The 17,056-nt window shown below is 56.1% G+C and carries 13 protein-coding genes; all 13 read left to right on the plus strand.

The window, feature by feature from the left end; genetic code table 11:
* Positions 1-347 precede the first annotated feature (347 nt).
* The 13 genes from ACUXAC_RS04710 (at position 348) to ACUXAC_RS04770 (ending at position 17,051) form a co-directional block, all read left to right on the plus strand.
* Positions 348-1,742: a NarK family nitrate/nitrite MFS transporter gene (locus tag ACUXAC_RS04710; RefSeq protein ID WP_225528678.1), complete on the plus strand. Its 1,395-nt coding sequence runs from the start codon at positions 348-350 to the stop codon at positions 1,740-1,742.
* Positions 1,743-2,515: 773 nt separating this feature from the next.
* Complete coding sequence (locus tag ACUXAC_RS04715; protein WP_225528679.1) at positions 2,516-3,415, plus strand: transcriptional regulator; 900 nt, start codon at positions 2,516-2,518, stop codon at positions 3,413-3,415.
* A gap of 181 nt (positions 3,416-3,596) precedes the next feature.
* Positions 3,597-4,559, plus strand: a complete 963-nt coding sequence (locus ACUXAC_RS04720; protein ID WP_060424066.1) for an NAD-dependent epimerase/dehydratase family protein — start codon at positions 3,597-3,599, stop codon at positions 4,557-4,559.
* Between the two features lie 174 nt (positions 4,560-4,733).
* On the plus strand, positions 4,734-5,783 hold the full coding sequence (gene wecA, locus ACUXAC_RS04725; protein ID WP_060424063.1) for a UDP-N-acetylglucosamine--undecaprenyl-phosphate N-acetylglucosaminephosphotransferase: 1,050 nt from the start codon (positions 4,734-4,736) through the stop codon (positions 5,781-5,783).
* A gap of 45 nt (positions 5,784-5,828) precedes the next feature.
* Positions 5,829-6,962, plus strand: coding sequence for a polysaccharide export protein (locus ACUXAC_RS04730; protein WP_038876972.1), 1,134 nt, complete (start codon positions 5,829-5,831; stop codon positions 6,960-6,962).
* A gap of 27 nt (positions 6,963-6,989) precedes the next feature.
* Positions 6,990-9,170: a polysaccharide biosynthesis tyrosine autokinase gene (locus ACUXAC_RS04735; RefSeq protein ID WP_421115103.1), complete on the plus strand. Its 2,181-nt coding sequence runs from the start codon at positions 6,990-6,992 to the stop codon at positions 9,168-9,170.
* Between the two features lie 4 nt (positions 9,171-9,174).
* Positions 9,175-10,473 carry a flippase gene (locus tag ACUXAC_RS04740; RefSeq protein WP_421115104.1) on the plus strand — a complete coding sequence of 433 codons (1,299 nt, stop codon included), beginning with the start codon at positions 9,175-9,177 and terminating at the stop codon, positions 10,471-10,473.
* A complete protein-coding gene (locus ACUXAC_RS04745) occupies positions 10,454-11,302 on the plus strand; it encodes an ATP-grasp fold amidoligase family protein (RefSeq protein ID WP_060440674.1) in 849 nt (282 codons plus the stop codon). Before ACUXAC_RS04740 ends, ACUXAC_RS04745 begins: the two co-directional genes overlap by 20 nt.
* Before the next feature lie 6 nt (positions 11,303-11,308).
* Positions 11,309-12,463, plus strand: a complete 1,155-nt coding sequence (locus ACUXAC_RS04750; protein ID WP_454266530.1) for a hypothetical protein — start codon at positions 11,309-11,311, stop codon at positions 12,461-12,463.
* Between the two features lie 3 nt (positions 12,464-12,466).
* Positions 12,467-13,372 carry a glycosyltransferase family 2 protein gene (locus ACUXAC_RS04755; RefSeq protein WP_038876980.1) on the plus strand — a complete coding sequence of 302 codons (906 nt, stop codon included), beginning with the start codon at positions 12,467-12,469 and terminating at the stop codon, positions 13,370-13,372.
* A 1-nt stretch (position 13,373) separates the two neighbouring features.
* A complete protein-coding gene (locus ACUXAC_RS04760) occupies positions 13,374-14,429 on the plus strand; it encodes a glycosyltransferase family 4 protein (protein ID WP_387441430.1) in 1,056 nt (351 codons plus the stop codon).
* Positions 14,430-14,436: 7 nt separating this feature from the next.
* Positions 14,437-15,180, plus strand: coding sequence for a glycosyltransferase family 2 protein (locus ACUXAC_RS04765; protein ID WP_060424048.1), 744 nt, complete (start codon positions 14,437-14,439; stop codon positions 15,178-15,180).
* 11 nt (positions 15,181-15,191) lie between these two features.
* Positions 15,192-17,051, plus strand: a complete 1,860-nt coding sequence (locus ACUXAC_RS04770) for a carbohydrate binding domain-containing protein (RefSeq protein WP_421115109.1) — start codon at positions 15,192-15,194, stop codon at positions 17,049-17,051.
* Positions 17,052-17,056: the final 5 nt, after the last annotated feature.

Here is a 17,056-nt window from a genome sequence, read left to right on the forward strand (position 1 = left end):
GCGGATTCCTGGCGTTTGGCGCCGCTGAGGCTCAGGGGCGAAGGCGGCGACGGGGGTAAACAAGTAACGATTCAGCCGTATTTTTGATTATCCCTGAGCATAACCCCATACCTCGAATGAAGTACCCATTAGTTTCCGGCGGGGGGGCAGGACGATGAAAGCGATGCAGGTTTTATTTTCAATGCATTGATTTTAATTGATTTAATTTTTAATTGCGGCGTACCCCTAAGGGGATGAGGGCGCTATTTGCGGCGCCAACTACTTGCATTCGGGTTGATATACATCAACTTTGCCGCCGGGGCTGCCCCCTAGGGTGTGCGGAATGATCCCCCGTGTCTGAGGTTTTTATGTCGCAACTTGCAACGCCTTCATCAAAGAAAACCGGTGCGCTGATTCAGGACTGGCGTCCTGAAGACAGCGCCTTTTGGCAGCAGCGTGGCCATCGTATCGCCACCCGCAACCTGTGGATTTCCATTCCCTGTCTGCTGCTGGCCTTCTGCGTCTGGATGCTGTTCAGCGCCGTCGCGGTCAACCTGAACAAGGTGGGCTTCAATTTCACCACCGACCAGCTGTTCCTCCTGACGGCGCTGCCGTCGGTTTCGGGCGCCATTTTACGCGTGCCGTATTCATTCGTGATCCCGCTGTTTGGCGGCCGCCGCTGGACCGCCATCAGCACCTGTTTCCTGCTGGTGCCGTGCCTGTGGTTGGGATTCGCGGTACAGGACAGCAGCACGCCGTACAGCGTGTTCGTCATCATTTCCCTGCTGTGTGGCTTCGCCGGCGCCAACTTTGCCTCCAGCATGGCCAACATCAGCTTCTTCTTCCCGAAAGCGCGTCAAGGCGGTGCGTTGGGGCTTAATGGCGGGTTGGGAAATCTGGGCGTCAGCGTTATGCAGCTGGTCGCGCCGCTGGCGATCTCTTTCAGCCTGTTCGGCCTGTTTGGCGGCACGGCGCAAAATCAGGCCGAGGGAGGCCAGCTGTGGCTGGAAAACGCCGCCTGGATCTGGGTGCCGTTCCTGCTGGTGGCCACGCTGGCGGCCTGGTTCGGCATGAACGATCTGGCGGCGGCCAAGGCATCGTTACGTCAGCAACTGCCGGTGCTCAAGCGCGGGCATTTGTGGATGCTGAGTTTGCTGTACCTCGCGACCTTTGGATCTTTCATCGGTTTCTCCGCCGGCTTCGCCATGCTGTCGAAGACGCAGTTCCCGGACGTGGTGATCCTGCATTACGCGTTCTTCGGGCCGTTCCTTGGGGCGCTGGCGCGACCGGCTGGCGGTGCGCTGTCTGACCGCTTCGGCGGCGTGCGGGTGACGTTGATCAACTTTGTGGTTATGGCCGTTTTCGCCGCGCTGTTGTTCCTGACCTTGCCGAGTGCGGGGGAGGGCGGTTCGTTCATCGCCTTCTACGGCATCTTTATGGTGCTGTTCCTCACCGCGGGGCTGGGCAGCGGCTCGACTTTCCAAATGATTGCCGTCATTTTCCGTAAAATCACTGTCGATCGCGTCAAAGCGGCCGGCGGCAGCGATGAAAGCGCGCAGCGTGAAGCGGTGACGGATTCTGCCGCCGCATTGGGCTTTATCTCGGCGATTGGCGCGGCCGGCGGTTTCTTCATTCCCCAGGCGTTCGGCACTTCGCTGGCGATGACCGGTTCGCCGGCGGGGGCGATGAAAGTGTTCCTGGTGTTTTATATCCTGTGCGTGGTGATCACCTGGGCGGTGTATGGCCGCAAGAAAAAGGCCTGAGTATCAAACGGCTTTCTCTATCCCTTCCCGACAGGGGAGGGATATTTCGTTCATTCCGAGTCATCTCTTCTCTCTTCCTCAGTGAAATTTTCTGTCTTTAGGTAAAATTCTCATCCCCGATTACCGTTTTTTTCTTTTTTTATAGCACTATCTCTCAATGTCAGAATGCTTTCGCGTAAACGGATTATATTATTTGCACGGTTTTTTCTTTTTATTGAGAGTATTCCTGCATTAAATCATTAATGCCTTTCCCGCAGGTTAAATGAAATTTCCGGGAGGGTGAGGCATAATTAGTGCGATTGTTATAAGATCATCTATAGGGTTTTGTCTTAGATGCTGCGCCCATCCACTGGAATGAACCCTGGGGTTAAATCAGACAACTCTCATTCTGTTTTTTCCGGCTTTTTGTAGTCTATCTGGCAATCAGATTAGGTGGAAAAACAGGATGAATTCACGTGGCGGAATGAAATTTCACAATTTTATTCGATTAACAATCAAACAACACTGCTGGCTTTTTCTTTTAAAATCAATGAGGTGCTAGTTTGAATTTTACGGTAATCATGAAAGAAATCCATGTTGCCAACAGGGAAAAAGAGTCGTTTGGATAAACATAACATCCTTAATCAGGCCTAATGTAAAAAATGAAATCAGAAAATTTTTATAAAAGCCAATATCCAATGGATGCAACCTGTTGAGTTTACATTTAATTTCTTGAACATTTTTTGATATTTCTATACAAAGTGTGCAGGACAGGCACGCTAAGGAAATTAAAAGTGAATCTTGATAAAAGAATAAAGATTAGGAATCTCGATGTTCTGACTCCTGCCGGGGAGAAATTCCGTCTGCGTTGGAAGGAGTATCAAATTCTTTCGCTGCTTGTCGCCAGATCACCAGAACTGGTTACCCGAACGGAAATTATAGAAAATATCTGGAAAGGAACGTATTGTTCAGATTCAACGATAAATCAAACAATTAAATCTATTCGTCAGAAAATTAGCGACGCGGAACATACGCTTATCAGAACCATTCCTCGTTTGGGTTACAAGGTGGAAAATCAAGGCGTTTTTCACTTTATATCCGAAGATGAGGACTACGCTGACGACGATATATTAAATGACGGCAATGATATTGGCGATGATATTCAAGCGGAACTTTCCGAAAATGAAAGTGAATCGCCTGAAATCAACGAAGAGAAAATAGATAAGCCGCGTAAATCGCCCCTTGTTGCTGCGCCTGTCGCAACGATGGAATCAGCCAAAGCACCGGTGCAGGAAAAGAAGCCGGCGGCAGTGCGTCGCTTTTTCAGCATGCCTGCCAGCCGCGTAGTGAAATACCTGACGGTATTCGCTTCGTTGCTGGTTATTTCACATTTTTCATATGTGCTCGGTAACCAAACTCGCCCGCCGGTGATCAATGATATTCAGAACAACACGCGCGTTGTGTTGACGCTGACGCTGAATAATCCCCATACCAACAGCCCGCAAACCCTGTTCTGCCTGTACCAGGGCGAGAGCATGGATCAGGCGACCATCGAATGCGTCGACCCTAAGCAAGGGCAGCTTAAATTGCCGGTAAAATATGAGACTTCTTCTACGCCGGGTAAAGGTCGGATTAATCTCATATTGCCGAATAAAACCTTGCAATATCAAGTTGCTTACGATGTTAAAAATTAACGCTGAATGAGGTTTTATCTTTAGCGATAATTTTACATTTGATGAAATCTTTTATTTCATTATTTGTTATTTGAAAGCCAGGTTCGATTTGTCCAGTCTGGAACTCATTACCTAACGCATATTAGCGCCCTGTTTCCATTGCGGTGACAGGAATAATGAGAAACCTGCTGAGTGACAAATTATGGATAAGCGTAAAGTAGCTATTATCGGGGGTTCCGGTTTTATCGGAACACGCCTGGCGAAACGTCTCAGTGAGCGCGACGACCTGACGTTGGTCATCGTTGACAAGCAACCCAGCGCACATTTTCCGGCGCTCTATCAGTATGGCGATGTGACGCAGCCCCAGACCTTGCAAGAACCGCTGGCGGGCTGTGATGCCATCATTAATCTGGCGGCGGAACATCAGGACAATGTCGATCCTATTTCGCTCTATTATCAGGTCAATGTCGAAGGCGCACGCCATGTCTGCATGACCGCCTCCGCATTGAATATTCGCCAAATCATTTTCACCTCCTCGGTTGCCGTTTACGGGTTCGTTGAACAGGAAACCGATGAAGGGGGGCGTTTCGAGCCCTTCAACCATTACGGCAAATCCAAGCTCGAAGCGGAATATGTTTATGAAGCCTGGCGCAAGGCGGATAGCGCAAACAAATTGACCATCATCCGCCCGACGGTGGTTTTCGGGGAAGGCAACCGCGGCAACGTGTATAACCTGTTCCGCCAGATCGCCAGCGGCCGATTCGTGATGATTGGCAGCGGTAATAATATGAAGTCGATGGCCTACGTTGAAAATATTGCCGCGCGGCTGGAACATGCGCTGGATCAACAGTCAACGTATCAGGTCAGCAACTACGTCGATAAACCGGACTTTACGATGAATCAGTTGGTCGACGTTATTTCCTCTTCGCTGGGCAGAGAAAATAAGACGATTCGCATTCCCTATGCCGTAGGCATATGCGGCGCAACCGCCTTGGATGTTGTCAGTAAAATAAGTCGCAAAAAATTCCCAATCAGCCGCGTAAGAGTGCAGAAATTCTGCGCCAGAACGCAATTTAAAAGTAGTGTGCGGAATAATTTCGTGGCGCCGGTAGAACTTGATTCGGCAATCGAAAGAACCATTAAGCATGAGTTTTCTGAGAGATAACTTAACCGCACGCTGGCGTTATTTACCTATTTCCGCCGACAAGCGGATAAATCTGCATTTTTCAGGATTAATTCATGCTGACTTATATCCTGGCAGGATCAATTTTGTTTTTGTTAATAGCGCATTGGGAGCTGTAACTCAAGGGCGGTAGCGTGCTTATTCGCTGGAGGAACGATGTTATATCAACTGAGCGTGATATTTGTGCTGGCGGTCGCCTGGGTGCTTATTGCCCGCCGGGCCGCTTTGGTGGTGGGGTTGGTGGATAAGCCCAATGCGCGCAAGCAACATCTGGGGCATATTCCGCTGGTCGGCGGCATCGCCGTGTACCTGACGCTGACGCTGATGACGCTGTGGCAACCCGCCTGGCTGCCCGACAGCGCCGTCTATCTGTTGTGCGTCACGGCGCTGGTGGTGTTGGGCGTACTGGATGACCGCTTTGATCTGCCCGTGGCGCCGCGCGTCATGGTGCAGGGAGGGATCGCGCTGGCGATGATGCTGGCGGCAGGGATGCAGCTTTCCTCGCTGGGCTATGTCTGGGGCCATCAGGAAGTGATGCTCGGTTATGGCGCGCTGCTGCTTACGCCGCTGGCGGTCTGGGGGGCGATCAACGCCTACAACATGGTCGATGGCATCGATGGGCAGCTGGGCGCCTTGTCCTGCGTCACCTTCGTGGCGTTGGCCATCCTGTTCGGATTGGGCGGCCGGGAAGACCTGGCGCTGTGGTGTCTGGGTCTGATCGTCGCGCTGGCGGCTTATCTGCTGTTTAACCTGAGCCTGTTCGGTGCGCGCAACAAGATCTTTATGGGAGACGCCGGCAGCATGGTGATCGGCTTCAGCGTGCTGTGGCTGGTGTTGCTGGCGACGCAGGGGCCGCAGTCGGTGATGCGCCCGGTCACCGCGCTGTGGTTGATCGCCATTCCCCTGATGGACATGGTGACCGTGATGGTGCGCCGCCTGTTGCGCCGCCAAAGCCCCTTCAAAGCGGGCCGCGATCACTTACACCATATTTTGATGCGCCGCGGGCTCAATGCGCGCCAGGCGCTGGCAATGAGCACCATGCTGGCGGTGACGCTGGCCTGCGTCGGCATTTGCAGCGAAGTGTTGAAGCTGCAGGAAAGCCTGATGCTGGTGGCGTTTCTGCTCTGTTTCTGCGGTTATTTCGCCATGCTGCGTGAACCGCGCCAGGCAACGGTACTCCGCGACAACCCCAGCGTTGGCCGATAATCCTCTCACGGGCTGCGGCAGCAGCCCGTCTATCACGGTACCTCCATGAATCTTCATTTGGCCCTTTTGATGCCGTTGGTCTGCACCTCCGCGCTGTTGAGCGGTTGTACGGTGGTCCCCGGCTCGCATTTACCGACCAGTGGAAAAGCCATCGTCGTGCAGCAGGACGACGATTTCGATTTGAATAACCAGGTACAGGTCTATCGCATGTCGCCGATGCTGCTGCAGAAAATGCGGCGCGTAGAACCGGTCGCCCGGCCGAACCCGGCGCTGGATCAGCGGTTGCAGAGTTATCAATACCGCATCGGCGTCGGCGACGTGTTGAACGTCACGGTTTGGGATCACCCCGAGTTGACCACGCCGGCCGGGCAGTACCGCAGCGCCAGCGACACCGGCAACTGGGTGCATGCGGATGGCACGATCTTTTATCCCTATATCGGGCGCGTGGCGGTGGTGGGCAAGACCGTCACCGAAGTGCGCAGCCTGATTGCCGGCCGTCTGGCGCAGTATGTGGAAAGCCCGCAGGTGGACGTCAGCATCGCCGCTTTCCGCTCGCAGAAGGCTTACGTGACCGGCGAAGTGAAAACCTCCGGCCAACAGGCGATCACCAACGTGCCGTTGACCATCCTGGACGCGATCAACGCCGCCGGCGGCCTGACGGACAACGCCGACTGGCGCAACGTGGTGCTGACCCATCAGGGCAAGGAGCGGGCTATCTCGCTGCAGGCGCTGATGCAGCGCGGCGACATCAGCCAGAACGCGCTGCTGCAGCCGGGCGACATCCTCTACATCCCACGCAATGACGAACTGAAAGTGTTCGTGATGGGCGAGGTGGGTAAGCAAGCGACGCTGAAGATGGATCGCAGCGGCATGACCCTGACTGAAGCCCTCGGATCTTCCGAAGGGATCAGCCAGACGGTGGCGGATGCGACCGGGGTATTCGTGATCCGGCCGAGCGGCGGTAAAACGCCGCAGCGGCTGGCGACGCTGTATCAGTTCGATCTCTCCGATGCCAGCGCGCTGGCGATGGGCGCTGAATTTCAGCTGCAACCTTACGACGTCGTGTACGTCACTGCGGCGCCGGTCGCGCGCTGGAACCGTTTGATCAGCCAGCTGGTGCCGACCATCAGCAGCTTTAACGATCTCAGCGAGGCGACCTTGCGCGTGCGCAACTGGTAACTCCGCAGGGTGAATAAGGAACAGAAGATGAAAAACAATGCGCTGTCCGTGATGGTGGCCGAACAAGATGAAAAGCTGGAGTGGGAGCGCCTGATCGGGCCGCTGTGGGATAACCGTTGGCGGATCGCCGCCGTGACCGGTTTGGCCGGCGTGCTGGGTGTTGCCTACGCCCTGTTGGCCACCCCGGTATACCAGGCCACGGCGGTGGTGCAGGTGGAGAAGCAGCTGTCCGGCGATTCGCTGCTGCGTGAAACGCTGGACAGCTCGATGGGGCAAAGTTCGGCGACGGAGGATGAGGTGACGCTGGTCAAGTCACGCTACGTGCTGGGCAAAACGGTGGACGCCCTCGGTCTGACGGTGCGCGTCAGCCCGGACTATTTCCCGGTGTTCGGCAAAGGCTTTGCCCGGCTGAGCGGCGAAAAGCCGCCGGTCCTGGACATTGCCACGCTGGCGACGCCGGAGGACATGCTGGACGAAACGCTGACGCTGACGGTGCGCGACGGACAGCATTACGAATTGAGCCATGACGGCGACAAACTGTTCAGCGGTGTGGTCGGGCAGCCGGTGGCGCAGGGCGGTTGGAACATGACCGTCTCGGCGCTGGACGCGGCGCCGGGCGCCAGCTTTACCGTGGTCAAAGTCGCGCGTCAAAAAGCGGTGGACGATCTGCGTAAATACCTGGACGTGGTGCCGGGTGGCAAGGACAGCGGCATCATGACCTTTACGCTGCCGAGCGAAGATCCGCAGAATGCCGAGGCGATGCTGAAGAACATCACCGACAACTATCTGCAGCAGAACGTGGATCGCAAAACGGAAGAGACGCAGCGTATGCTGGCGTTCCTGCAAGAGCAGCTGCCGCAAACGCAAACCTCATTGAACAACGCCGAAACTCAGCTCAATCAATTCCGCCAGCAAAACGACTCGGTGGATCTGTCGCTGGAAGCCAAATCGGTGCTGGATACTCAGGTGCAGCTCGAGGCCCAGCTCAACGAGCTGACCTTCAAGGAAGCGGAGATCTCCAAGCTCTATACCCGTGTGCACCCGGCTTACCGGGCGCTGCTGGAAAAGCGCGCCACGCTGGAGGCGGAAAAGGCGCGGCTGGGTAAACAGGTGCAGACGCTGCCGAAAATGCAGCAGGAGATCCTGCGCCTCACCCGCGACGTGCAGGTGGATCAGCAGGTTTACATGCAGCTGATGAACAAGCAGCAGGAGCTGAGCATCAGCAAGGCCGGCACGGTGGGCAACGTTCGCATCATCGACGAGGCGGAAACCGCTATCCGGCCGATCAAGCCGCAAAAGGCGTTGATCGTGCTGTTGGCGCTGCTGCTGGGCGCGGCGGGCGCCGCCTCGGTCGTGCTGTTGCGCGCGGCTTTCCATCGCGGCATCAATGACATCGATACCCTGGAGAGACGGGGCATCAACGTCTACGCCACCGTGCCGCTGTCGCCGTGGCAGGTGAAGCGCAACCGCGAACAGCGTCATTTGCTGCCTAAATCCGGCGGCCGGCGCTTGCCGATCCTGGCGGTGGCCGAACCGACGGATCTGTCGGTGGAAGCGATCCGCAGCCTGCGCACCAGCCTGCATTTCGCCATGATGGAGGCCAAGAACAACATTCTGATGGTCTCCGGTGCCAGCCCGGAAAGCGGCAAGAGCTTTACCAGTACCAACCTGGCGGTGGTGGTGGCGCAGGCCGGGCAGCGGGTGCTGTTGATCGACGCCGATATGCGCAAAGGCTTCCTGCACCGCTGGCTGGCGGATGACGGGCATCAGGGCCTGTCCGATCTGCTGGTGGGCAACGTGATGGCGGAACAGGCGGTGCGGAAAACCGCCATCGCCAATCTGGACTTCGTGCCGCGCGGCCAGGTGCCGCCGAACCCGTCCGAACTGTTGATGCATCGCCGTTTCGCCGATTTTCTGCGCTGGGCCGGGCAAAACTACGATCTGGTGATGATCGATACGCCGCCGATTCTGGCGGTGACGGATGCGGCGATCGTCGGCAATCACGCCGGCACCTCGCTGTTGGTGGTGCGTTTTGAGGTCAACACCGTCAAGCAGATCGAAACCAGCATGCGCCGTTTCGAACAGAATGGGGTGGGGATCAAGGGCGTGATCCTCAACGGCATGGTGAAGAAGGCGTCAACCGACATGAGCTACTACAACTTCGCCTACCCAAGCCATCGGGAAGATAGCCCGCAGGCAGGGGAATAAGCGGGTGAAGGCCATTATCACCAATGCCCTGTGGCTGATGCTCGAACGCGTTTCGCTCAGCCTGTCCGGCATCTTCGTCTCCATTTACGTTGCGCGCTATCTGGGGCCCGCGCAGTTTGGCGCGCTCAACTATCTGTTGGCGACGATTGCTATCGTGGTGCCACTGGTACAGTTGGGCGCCGACAGCATCATTTTCAACCGCGTCGCCCGCCGACAACCAAGCGGCATTCGCCTGATGCTGGCGTCAATACGCCTGCGCCGTTGGCTGTTCCTGGCGGTGACGCTGCCGATACTGACATGGAGCTATTTCAGCCAATCGCCCGCCAGCCAACTGATGACGCTGTTGCTGCTTGTCAGCGCCTATTTCTCGATTCAGGACGTGTACAAGATTTATTACGATGCCCGCCTGCAGTCGAAACGCAATACGCTGATCAACAACCTGGCGCTGCTGCTGTCGATCGGGCTGCGGCTGGCGCTGGTGAGCGCCGCGCTGCCGCTGGTGTGGTTCGCGGTGCCCTACATCCTCAGCAGCGCCGTCCCTTACCTGGCGCGCCTCTGGTTATTCCGTGGCGAAGCTGCGGCCGCGCCGCGGGTTACGCCGCGCCAGGCCGGGCGCTATGGCCGTTATTTGCTCAAGGTGGGCCTGCCGCTGGCCATCTCCAGCCTGTCGATAGTGATCTATACCCGCATCGATCAAATCATGCTGGGCAATCTGGTCGGCGAGCAGGCGGTAGGCTGGTTCAGTGCCGCCACCACCCTCAGCCAAGGCTGGGTGTTCGTGCCGATGGCGCTGATCTCCTCGTTGATGCCGGGCATTGCCAGCTGTCGCGATCCGTTGGAGCAGGAATACCGTATCCGGGTGCTTTATCTGGTGGTCTTGGGCCTGTCGTTGCCGGTGTTGCTGGGCCTGTGGTGGTTCGCCCACCCGGCCATTGCGCTGCTGTACGGTGCCGCTTTCCAACCGGCCGCCAGCATCCTGGCCATTTGTACGCTGACCTCGCTGTTCTCGGTCATGGGGACGGTTTCGTACCGTAGCATCGTGCTGTTCGCCGGCTATCGCTTTATCGCCATCAAGATGCCGTTGGTGGCCGTGGCGAACGTGGTGATGAATCTGCTGCTGATCCCGCGCTACGGCCTGATCGGTGCGGCGGTGTCTACGCTGCTGGCGGAATTCATTTCGTTCTTCGTGCTGAACAGTTTATTCCGTGGCGGAAAAATTACCCGACTGCAGCTGACCTGTTTTTACTGCTTGCCGCGTCTTGTCAGCAAATTAAGGAGAGAACATGTTAAACATCCTGGTTAAAAACATTTCCAAACGCCTGCCCGATGCCTGGCACCATCAGGTTAAATACGCGCTCTATTTCAAGAAGCTGCCGCACCTGTCAAAACCGACCGGCTTCAGCGAAAAGATCATGCGTCGCAAAATTTATCCGCGCAGCATCTACACCACCTTGTCGGACAAGTTCAAGGTACGTGAATTTATCGCCGGTCTGTGGGGCGAGGAGTATCTGGTGGAGCTGTATGCGCATGGCACTGAGCTCAGCTACGACATGTTCAGGCAATTGCCCAACGCCTTCGTGCTGAAGGCCAACCACGGCAGCGGTTATAACCGGTTGGTGTTCGACAAGCAGCAGGTGAGCTACGCGGAGTTGTACGATCTCAGCAACGCGTGGATGCGCAGCAACTTTTACGAGCAGAGTCGCGAAAAGCATTATCTGGATATCGAACCCTGCATCATGGTGGAGCGCCTGTTGCTGGATGGCGAGCAGGTGCCGAACGATATCAAGTTTCATTGTTTTAACGACAATCATGAAATTCGCATGTTCATCCAGGTGGACTATCAGCGTTTCGGCACTCATCGGCGCGATATTTTCGATATCGACTGGAACCGCACCGAAATCCGTATCAGCTTGCCGAATGCCGACGAACCGATGCCACGCCCTACGCGGCTGGACGAAATGACGCGTTTGGCTCGCCAGACAGCGCAGCAGTTCTCTTATGTCCGCGTGGATTTCTACCAGGTCGGCGAGAAGGTGTATTTCGGTGAGTTGACGTTTACGCCTGGCGCGGGGTTAAGCAAGCTGATGCCGAAAAACATTGAGCAGGAATGGGGCAGTTATTTTACTGAGTAAACACTTATGCAAAGAGTCGCCTCCAATTTTCAAATGCATGCCAACGCCGGTTATAATCAGTCGCGGGATTTAGTCAATCAATCCATCGTATTGACCTTTCTGCTGATGTTTTTCGTGAAAACCTCCCTGACCTCGGGATCGTTCAACAGCGAGCTGATTAATAAAACCGTGATGGGGCTTAATGGCCTGATGTTGCTCTATGTCGGTTATGCATTTTTTATCGCTACGCTGGCGGAAAAAGCGGTTGCGGGTTTTTTGGCTCTGTTGTTTCTGGTTAATATTGCCACCGGGCATGGGGATTATCTGTTTGGCGCGGTATTCAGCACGGCGGTGATCATTTTATTTCGCCGCATAGACATGGGACGTGGCGCTGAAATGTTTGCCATCGCCTTTGTGGTGGCAGGGTTGCTGATGGTCATTCCCTATAGCTTTTACACCAATGGGTTTGTTTATCTTGATGAACGTTACGGCAACAGATTAACGCTGGGTTTCGATAACCCGAATACCCTGGCGTATTATTCTTTTGCCTTGTTCGCCACGCTGCTGTGCCTGATCGACCATGCGAAACTAATGCGTGGAATGAAAAATATCGCGTCGTTGGCGGTGTCGGCGTTAATTCTCCCGGTGCTGATGTATTCCTATTCTCGCACCTGTTTTATGCTGGCGTTGTTGATGTTATTGCTGTTTTGGCTGGCGCCGCTGCTGCGTGTCGCCCCCAATAGAAAAGTCTGCATCGTGCTGACGTTGGTTATTGTCGGCTTTCAATTCGCCAGCGTTATGCTCTGGGGCAGCAATCCGGCATTGGACGTCCTCTTGAACCAGGCGTTGACCGGGCGAGTCTGGTTCTCCTGGCAGATGTTTCAGGCGGTGGGGCTACCCAATCCGCTGTTCGGCATGAATATAGAACCTTATAAACCCGTCGATTTCTTCTTCATTGCCATGTTTTATTCGGCCGGTGGCCTCGCCTCTGTCGTCATGCTTTTCTGTTATTTTCATCTGTTGGGTAACATGCGCAAGCTGAGTCGGTTCATGCGCTGGGTGGTGGTGGTTTTCCTGTTAACAACGTTGACGGAAACCTATTTTTTGGTCCCGGTATTTAACGTGTCGTTATTGTTGCTTTGCCGTGGAAAAGAAATGATAAATTCTAAATCAGAGGGTTAAGAAATGGATTTCTCGATCGTGATCCCTATTTACAATAGTGCACGCTATCTGCCTAAAACTCTGAAGCGGGTTTTCAACGCTTGCCAGGGGTTCGACTATCAGGTGATTTTGGTTGATGATTGCTCTGACGAGGATGATATCAAATATATTCGCCAGATAGCAGCAACCAATAGCAATGTGATGCTGCACGAGAAAAAAAAGAAGAGCAATGCGGCGGTATCGCGTAACTTAGGCATCAAGTTGGCGCAATCGGAGATCGTGTTTTTTCTCGACTCTGATGATTACTTCACAACCAACTATATTATCCGCCGCATGAATAAACATGAAGATCGCCATATTGATATTATCTTCGGTAACTATGCGGAGGTGAGCGGCGATTCGGTACGTGACTTCAACTTCCACTACAAATCCGGTTCTTCCGGCGAAGATTTTCTTTTTCTGGAAATGGGCGATATTCGTTCATCCACCATCAGCATACGTAAAAAAAGCGATCGCCGCTTTTTATTTCCCGAGTTCCTTAATAAGCATCAGGATTGGGGTTTTTTGGTCAATGCCACCAATTTGGGCGCGCATGTGGCGCACGACGCCGGCGGAGGGGTGTTTCTCGACGTAGGGCGCTACGGGCGTATGACGGCGAAGCTTAATCTGGAGGCCAGCGATCGCTTTATCAATACCTTCCTCAGCCCCAGCGATCGCCATATCAGCGGATTCGCCTGCAAGCACCTGCTGGCCTCGCTGTATTCGGAGAACGCCCAGGCGTTCAATTATTACTCGTCGCGCATCGTGCGGCGCAGCCTGAGCGGCAAGTTCAAGATGATCAAATGGTATGGCGATTGTCTGGCGCGGTTGGGGTTGTTCTCGGTTGGCGGCCGGCTGCTGCGCAATGTACGCCAGGGATTCAGGAGATGATATGCAACCACGCAAGGTAATCATCGTTATCGAAAATATAGCGGGCAAGGGCGGAACTGAACGGGTCGCCAGCGGTTTGGCCAATGCGCTGGCGCGTCTGCCAGGCTACGAGGTGGCGCTGTTTTCGCTGTTTGGCGAGCGGAGCTTCTTTCCGCTGGCGAACGACGTCCGGCTGCGCTGCGGCGGCGGCGATTCGCTGTTCTGGCCATGGCGGCTGGCGATGGCCCTGCGGCGTGAACGCGCGGACGTGATCATTACCGTTTCCATGGGAAAACTGTCGGTGGTAATGACGCCTTTTCTGCGTTTGTTCTGTGCTCGCAGCCGGCTGCTGCTGAGTGAACACGTCAGCTTTCACCAGTATCCGCGCGTATTTAAGTGGTTGAAGTTGCTGGTTTACCGGCTGTGTGACCGCGTGATTTTCCTGACGCGGCAAGATAGCGACGCCATCGCTCGCTGGGTGGGGGCCGGGAAATGTCGGGTGATCGAGAACGTTTCACCGTTCGGCACGCAGGCGCCGACACCGACGCTGCAGAAAAAGGTGGCGCTGGCGGTGGGGCGATTGAGCAATCAGAAAGGCTTCGATCGTCTGATCGCGTTGTGGCGAGGAGTGGCGGCGCAGGCGCCGGATTGGCGGCTGCTGATTATCGGCGACGGTCCGGAGCGCGACGCATTGCGGCGGCAGATTGAAGAGGCCGGGTTGGAGCGGCAGGTGAGCCTGCTGCCGGCCACCGCCGACGTGGCGGCCTATTATCGCCAAGCCAGCCTGTATCTGATGACTTCTCGCTATGAGGGGTTGCCGATGGTGCTGATCGAAGCCATGAGTTTCGGCCTGCCGCTGGTGGCCTACGACTGCAAGACCGGCCCGGCCGAGTTGATAGACGATGGCGTCAACGGCTATCTGGTGCCCGATGACGACGCCGCCGCCTTCAGCGAAGGGGTGATCAAACTGATGCTCGATCCGGGTTTGCGCGAGCACTTTTCTCTCGCCGCGTTAGAGAAGTCCCGTCGTTTTTCTCCCGAACGTATTTATCCCGAGTGGCAACAGCTCACCGAGTGAGGACAGAATGGAAAAGATATCCGTGATAATGCCGGCCTACAATGCGGCGCACTCTATTAAAGAGTCGATTCTAGGCGTGCTGAATCAGCGATTTACCGATTATCACCTGTATGTGATCGATGATGCGTCCACCGACGATACTGCCGAGGTGGTGCGGCCGTTTATCCACGATCGCCTCACCTACATACGCAATGAGCATAACCAGGGCGTGGCGGAAACGCGCAACATCGGCATTGAGGCGGCGAAGGGCGACTATATCGCCTTCTGCGACAGCGATGACGTATGGCTCCCCAACAAGCTGTCGCGCCAGGCGAGCATTTTGCAAACCCGCCGCTACGACGTGGTGTGTTCCCATTATTACACCTTCGAAGACGACCTGAAGTTGATCAAAAACACCCGGGGTGCGGATGAGCTTATTGGCTATCAGGACATGTTGAAAAGCAACTGGATCGGCAATCTCACCGGCATCTACAACCAGAAGCGCATCGGTAAGGTGTATCAGCAAAAAGTGGGTCATGAGGACTATTTGATGTGGCTGGCGGTGCTGCAGAAGGCGCGTAACGGCCTGGCCTACTGCATTCCCGAACCGCTGGCCTGTTACCGATTGTCTACCCATTCGCTGTCGGGCAACAAAATCCGCGCCGCGGACTGGCAATGGCGGATTTACCGTCAGCATTTGGGGCTGTCTTACCAGAAATCCTGCTATCTGTTCGCCACTTATCTGTTCAACGCCGTGGTGAAAAGGAAATGACCATGAAGGGGATGTATCAGATGGCGGCTCTGGGCTGTTGCGCCTGGTGGAGCGCTTCGGCTCTGGCGCAAAGCTGCCAACCCAATCTGTTGGCCAACCCCGGCTTTGAGCAGGGGCTTAGCGGCTGGCGTGCGCAGGGCGCACAGGCCGACGGCGATGCGCACAGCGGCCGTGGCAGTCTGCGTTATGACAATGCAGATGCCGCGCAGTACCGCACCTTCAGTCAGATGCTGCGGGTTGCGCCCGGGCAGACGATCGATTTCGGCGTCTGGCTCAAGACCCATGGCGTACGCGGGCAAAGCCGCGACGGCGGCGCCGGGGTTTATCTGCAGAGCTTCGATGCGCAGGGGCGCTTTCTGGAAGGCAGCTATCCGGCAGGGGTGACCGGCGACAGCGGCTGGCGGCAGGTGAGCGCCAGCTATACCGTGCCGCCGCAGGCGGCGCGAGTCACTTTTGGCGTCTATCTGCGCAAGGGGAGCACCGGTACCGCCTGGTTTGACGACGCCTATGCGTGTGCTCGAGCGTCTACGCCGGCGTTGTATCAGCTCGGCGCGTCGGCGCAGGGGAAGGTCGACACGCTGTTGGTCACTCCGCAGCCGCAGCGTTTGCAAGTCGACAGCGAATTGCTCAATGCCGAGGGGCAGGTTGTTCACCGTAGCCGCGACCGTTATCAGGTTGAAGGGCAGCGCCGGATCGAATACCCACTGCCGACCGGCCTGGCCCAGGGGGAATATCGCCTGCGTCAGCAGGTCACCGGGCAGCAATCCCAACCGGCACAGGGCAGCGAGCTGTCTTTTCGCGTCGGGCAGCCTGCGGCCAAAGTGGCGATCGACAGCGAAGGCTTTACCGTGCGCGATGGTCAACGGCTTTTCCCGTTGGGTATTTACGCCAACGTGGCTACCGATGAGCATTTGGCGCGCATCGCATCGGCGGGATTCAACACGGTGCTGAATTATGATTATGGGGAGAAGAAAGATCCTTACGCCTTTTTCCGCAACGCACGCCAGCGCGGGCTGCTGGTGATTTACTCCGTCAAAGATCAGTACCGCGGCAGCCGCTTCGCGCCGCCCGCGCGCGGTGGCGATTACGCGGCGCTGACGGCCTGGTACGTGCAGCGCTTGCGCTCTCAGCCCAACCTGCTCGCCTGGTACATCAACGATGAGCTGGGGCCGGAATATCTCGATAAGATCGAGGAAAAAAACCTGCAAATAAAGCAGCTTGACGGCGATCATCCCACCTTCCAGGTGTTGAACAAAACCGGGGAGTTGGACGCTCACTTCAACAGCAGCGACATTTTGGCTACCGACCCTTACCCGGTGGGGAACGATCGCGATCTGACGCGCACCACGCGTTATACCGAACTCACGGTGCAGGCCGCCCGCCAGGCGCGTGGGGCCTGGGTGGTGATGCAAATCATGGATCACGCCGCTTATGACGCCCGCCGTAAGCCGCATCCGCCGTCAGAGGCGGAAATCCGCAACCAGGCCTGGCAGGCGTTGATCGGCGGCGCCAAGGGGCTGTTGTTTTATTCCTATACCGATCTGTTTTACAAGCGCAAAACCGGCCGCTTCGACCAACGGGAGTTTGACGCCACCTGGCGCGGTGTGGCTGCCGTGTCGCAGCAAATCGCCGCTTTCACCCCTTATCTGCTGACGGGAAAATCGACGCCGCTGGCGGGAAGCGATCCGCAAATGCCGGCGCGGATGTTTATTCTGGGCGATCGCGCCTTGCTGCTGGTAGCCAATCCTTACTATCGAGAGGGAAGCACCCGGTTGCGCCTTCCGGCGGGCTGGCGGCAGCAGGAAGGGGGGGCGGAGATCGCGCTGGCGTTGCCCGCCGTGGGCACCGCGACGCTGTGGCTCCAGCGCTGAATGCG

It is taken from the genome of Serratia sp. 121840015-1 (assembly GCF_053627655.1).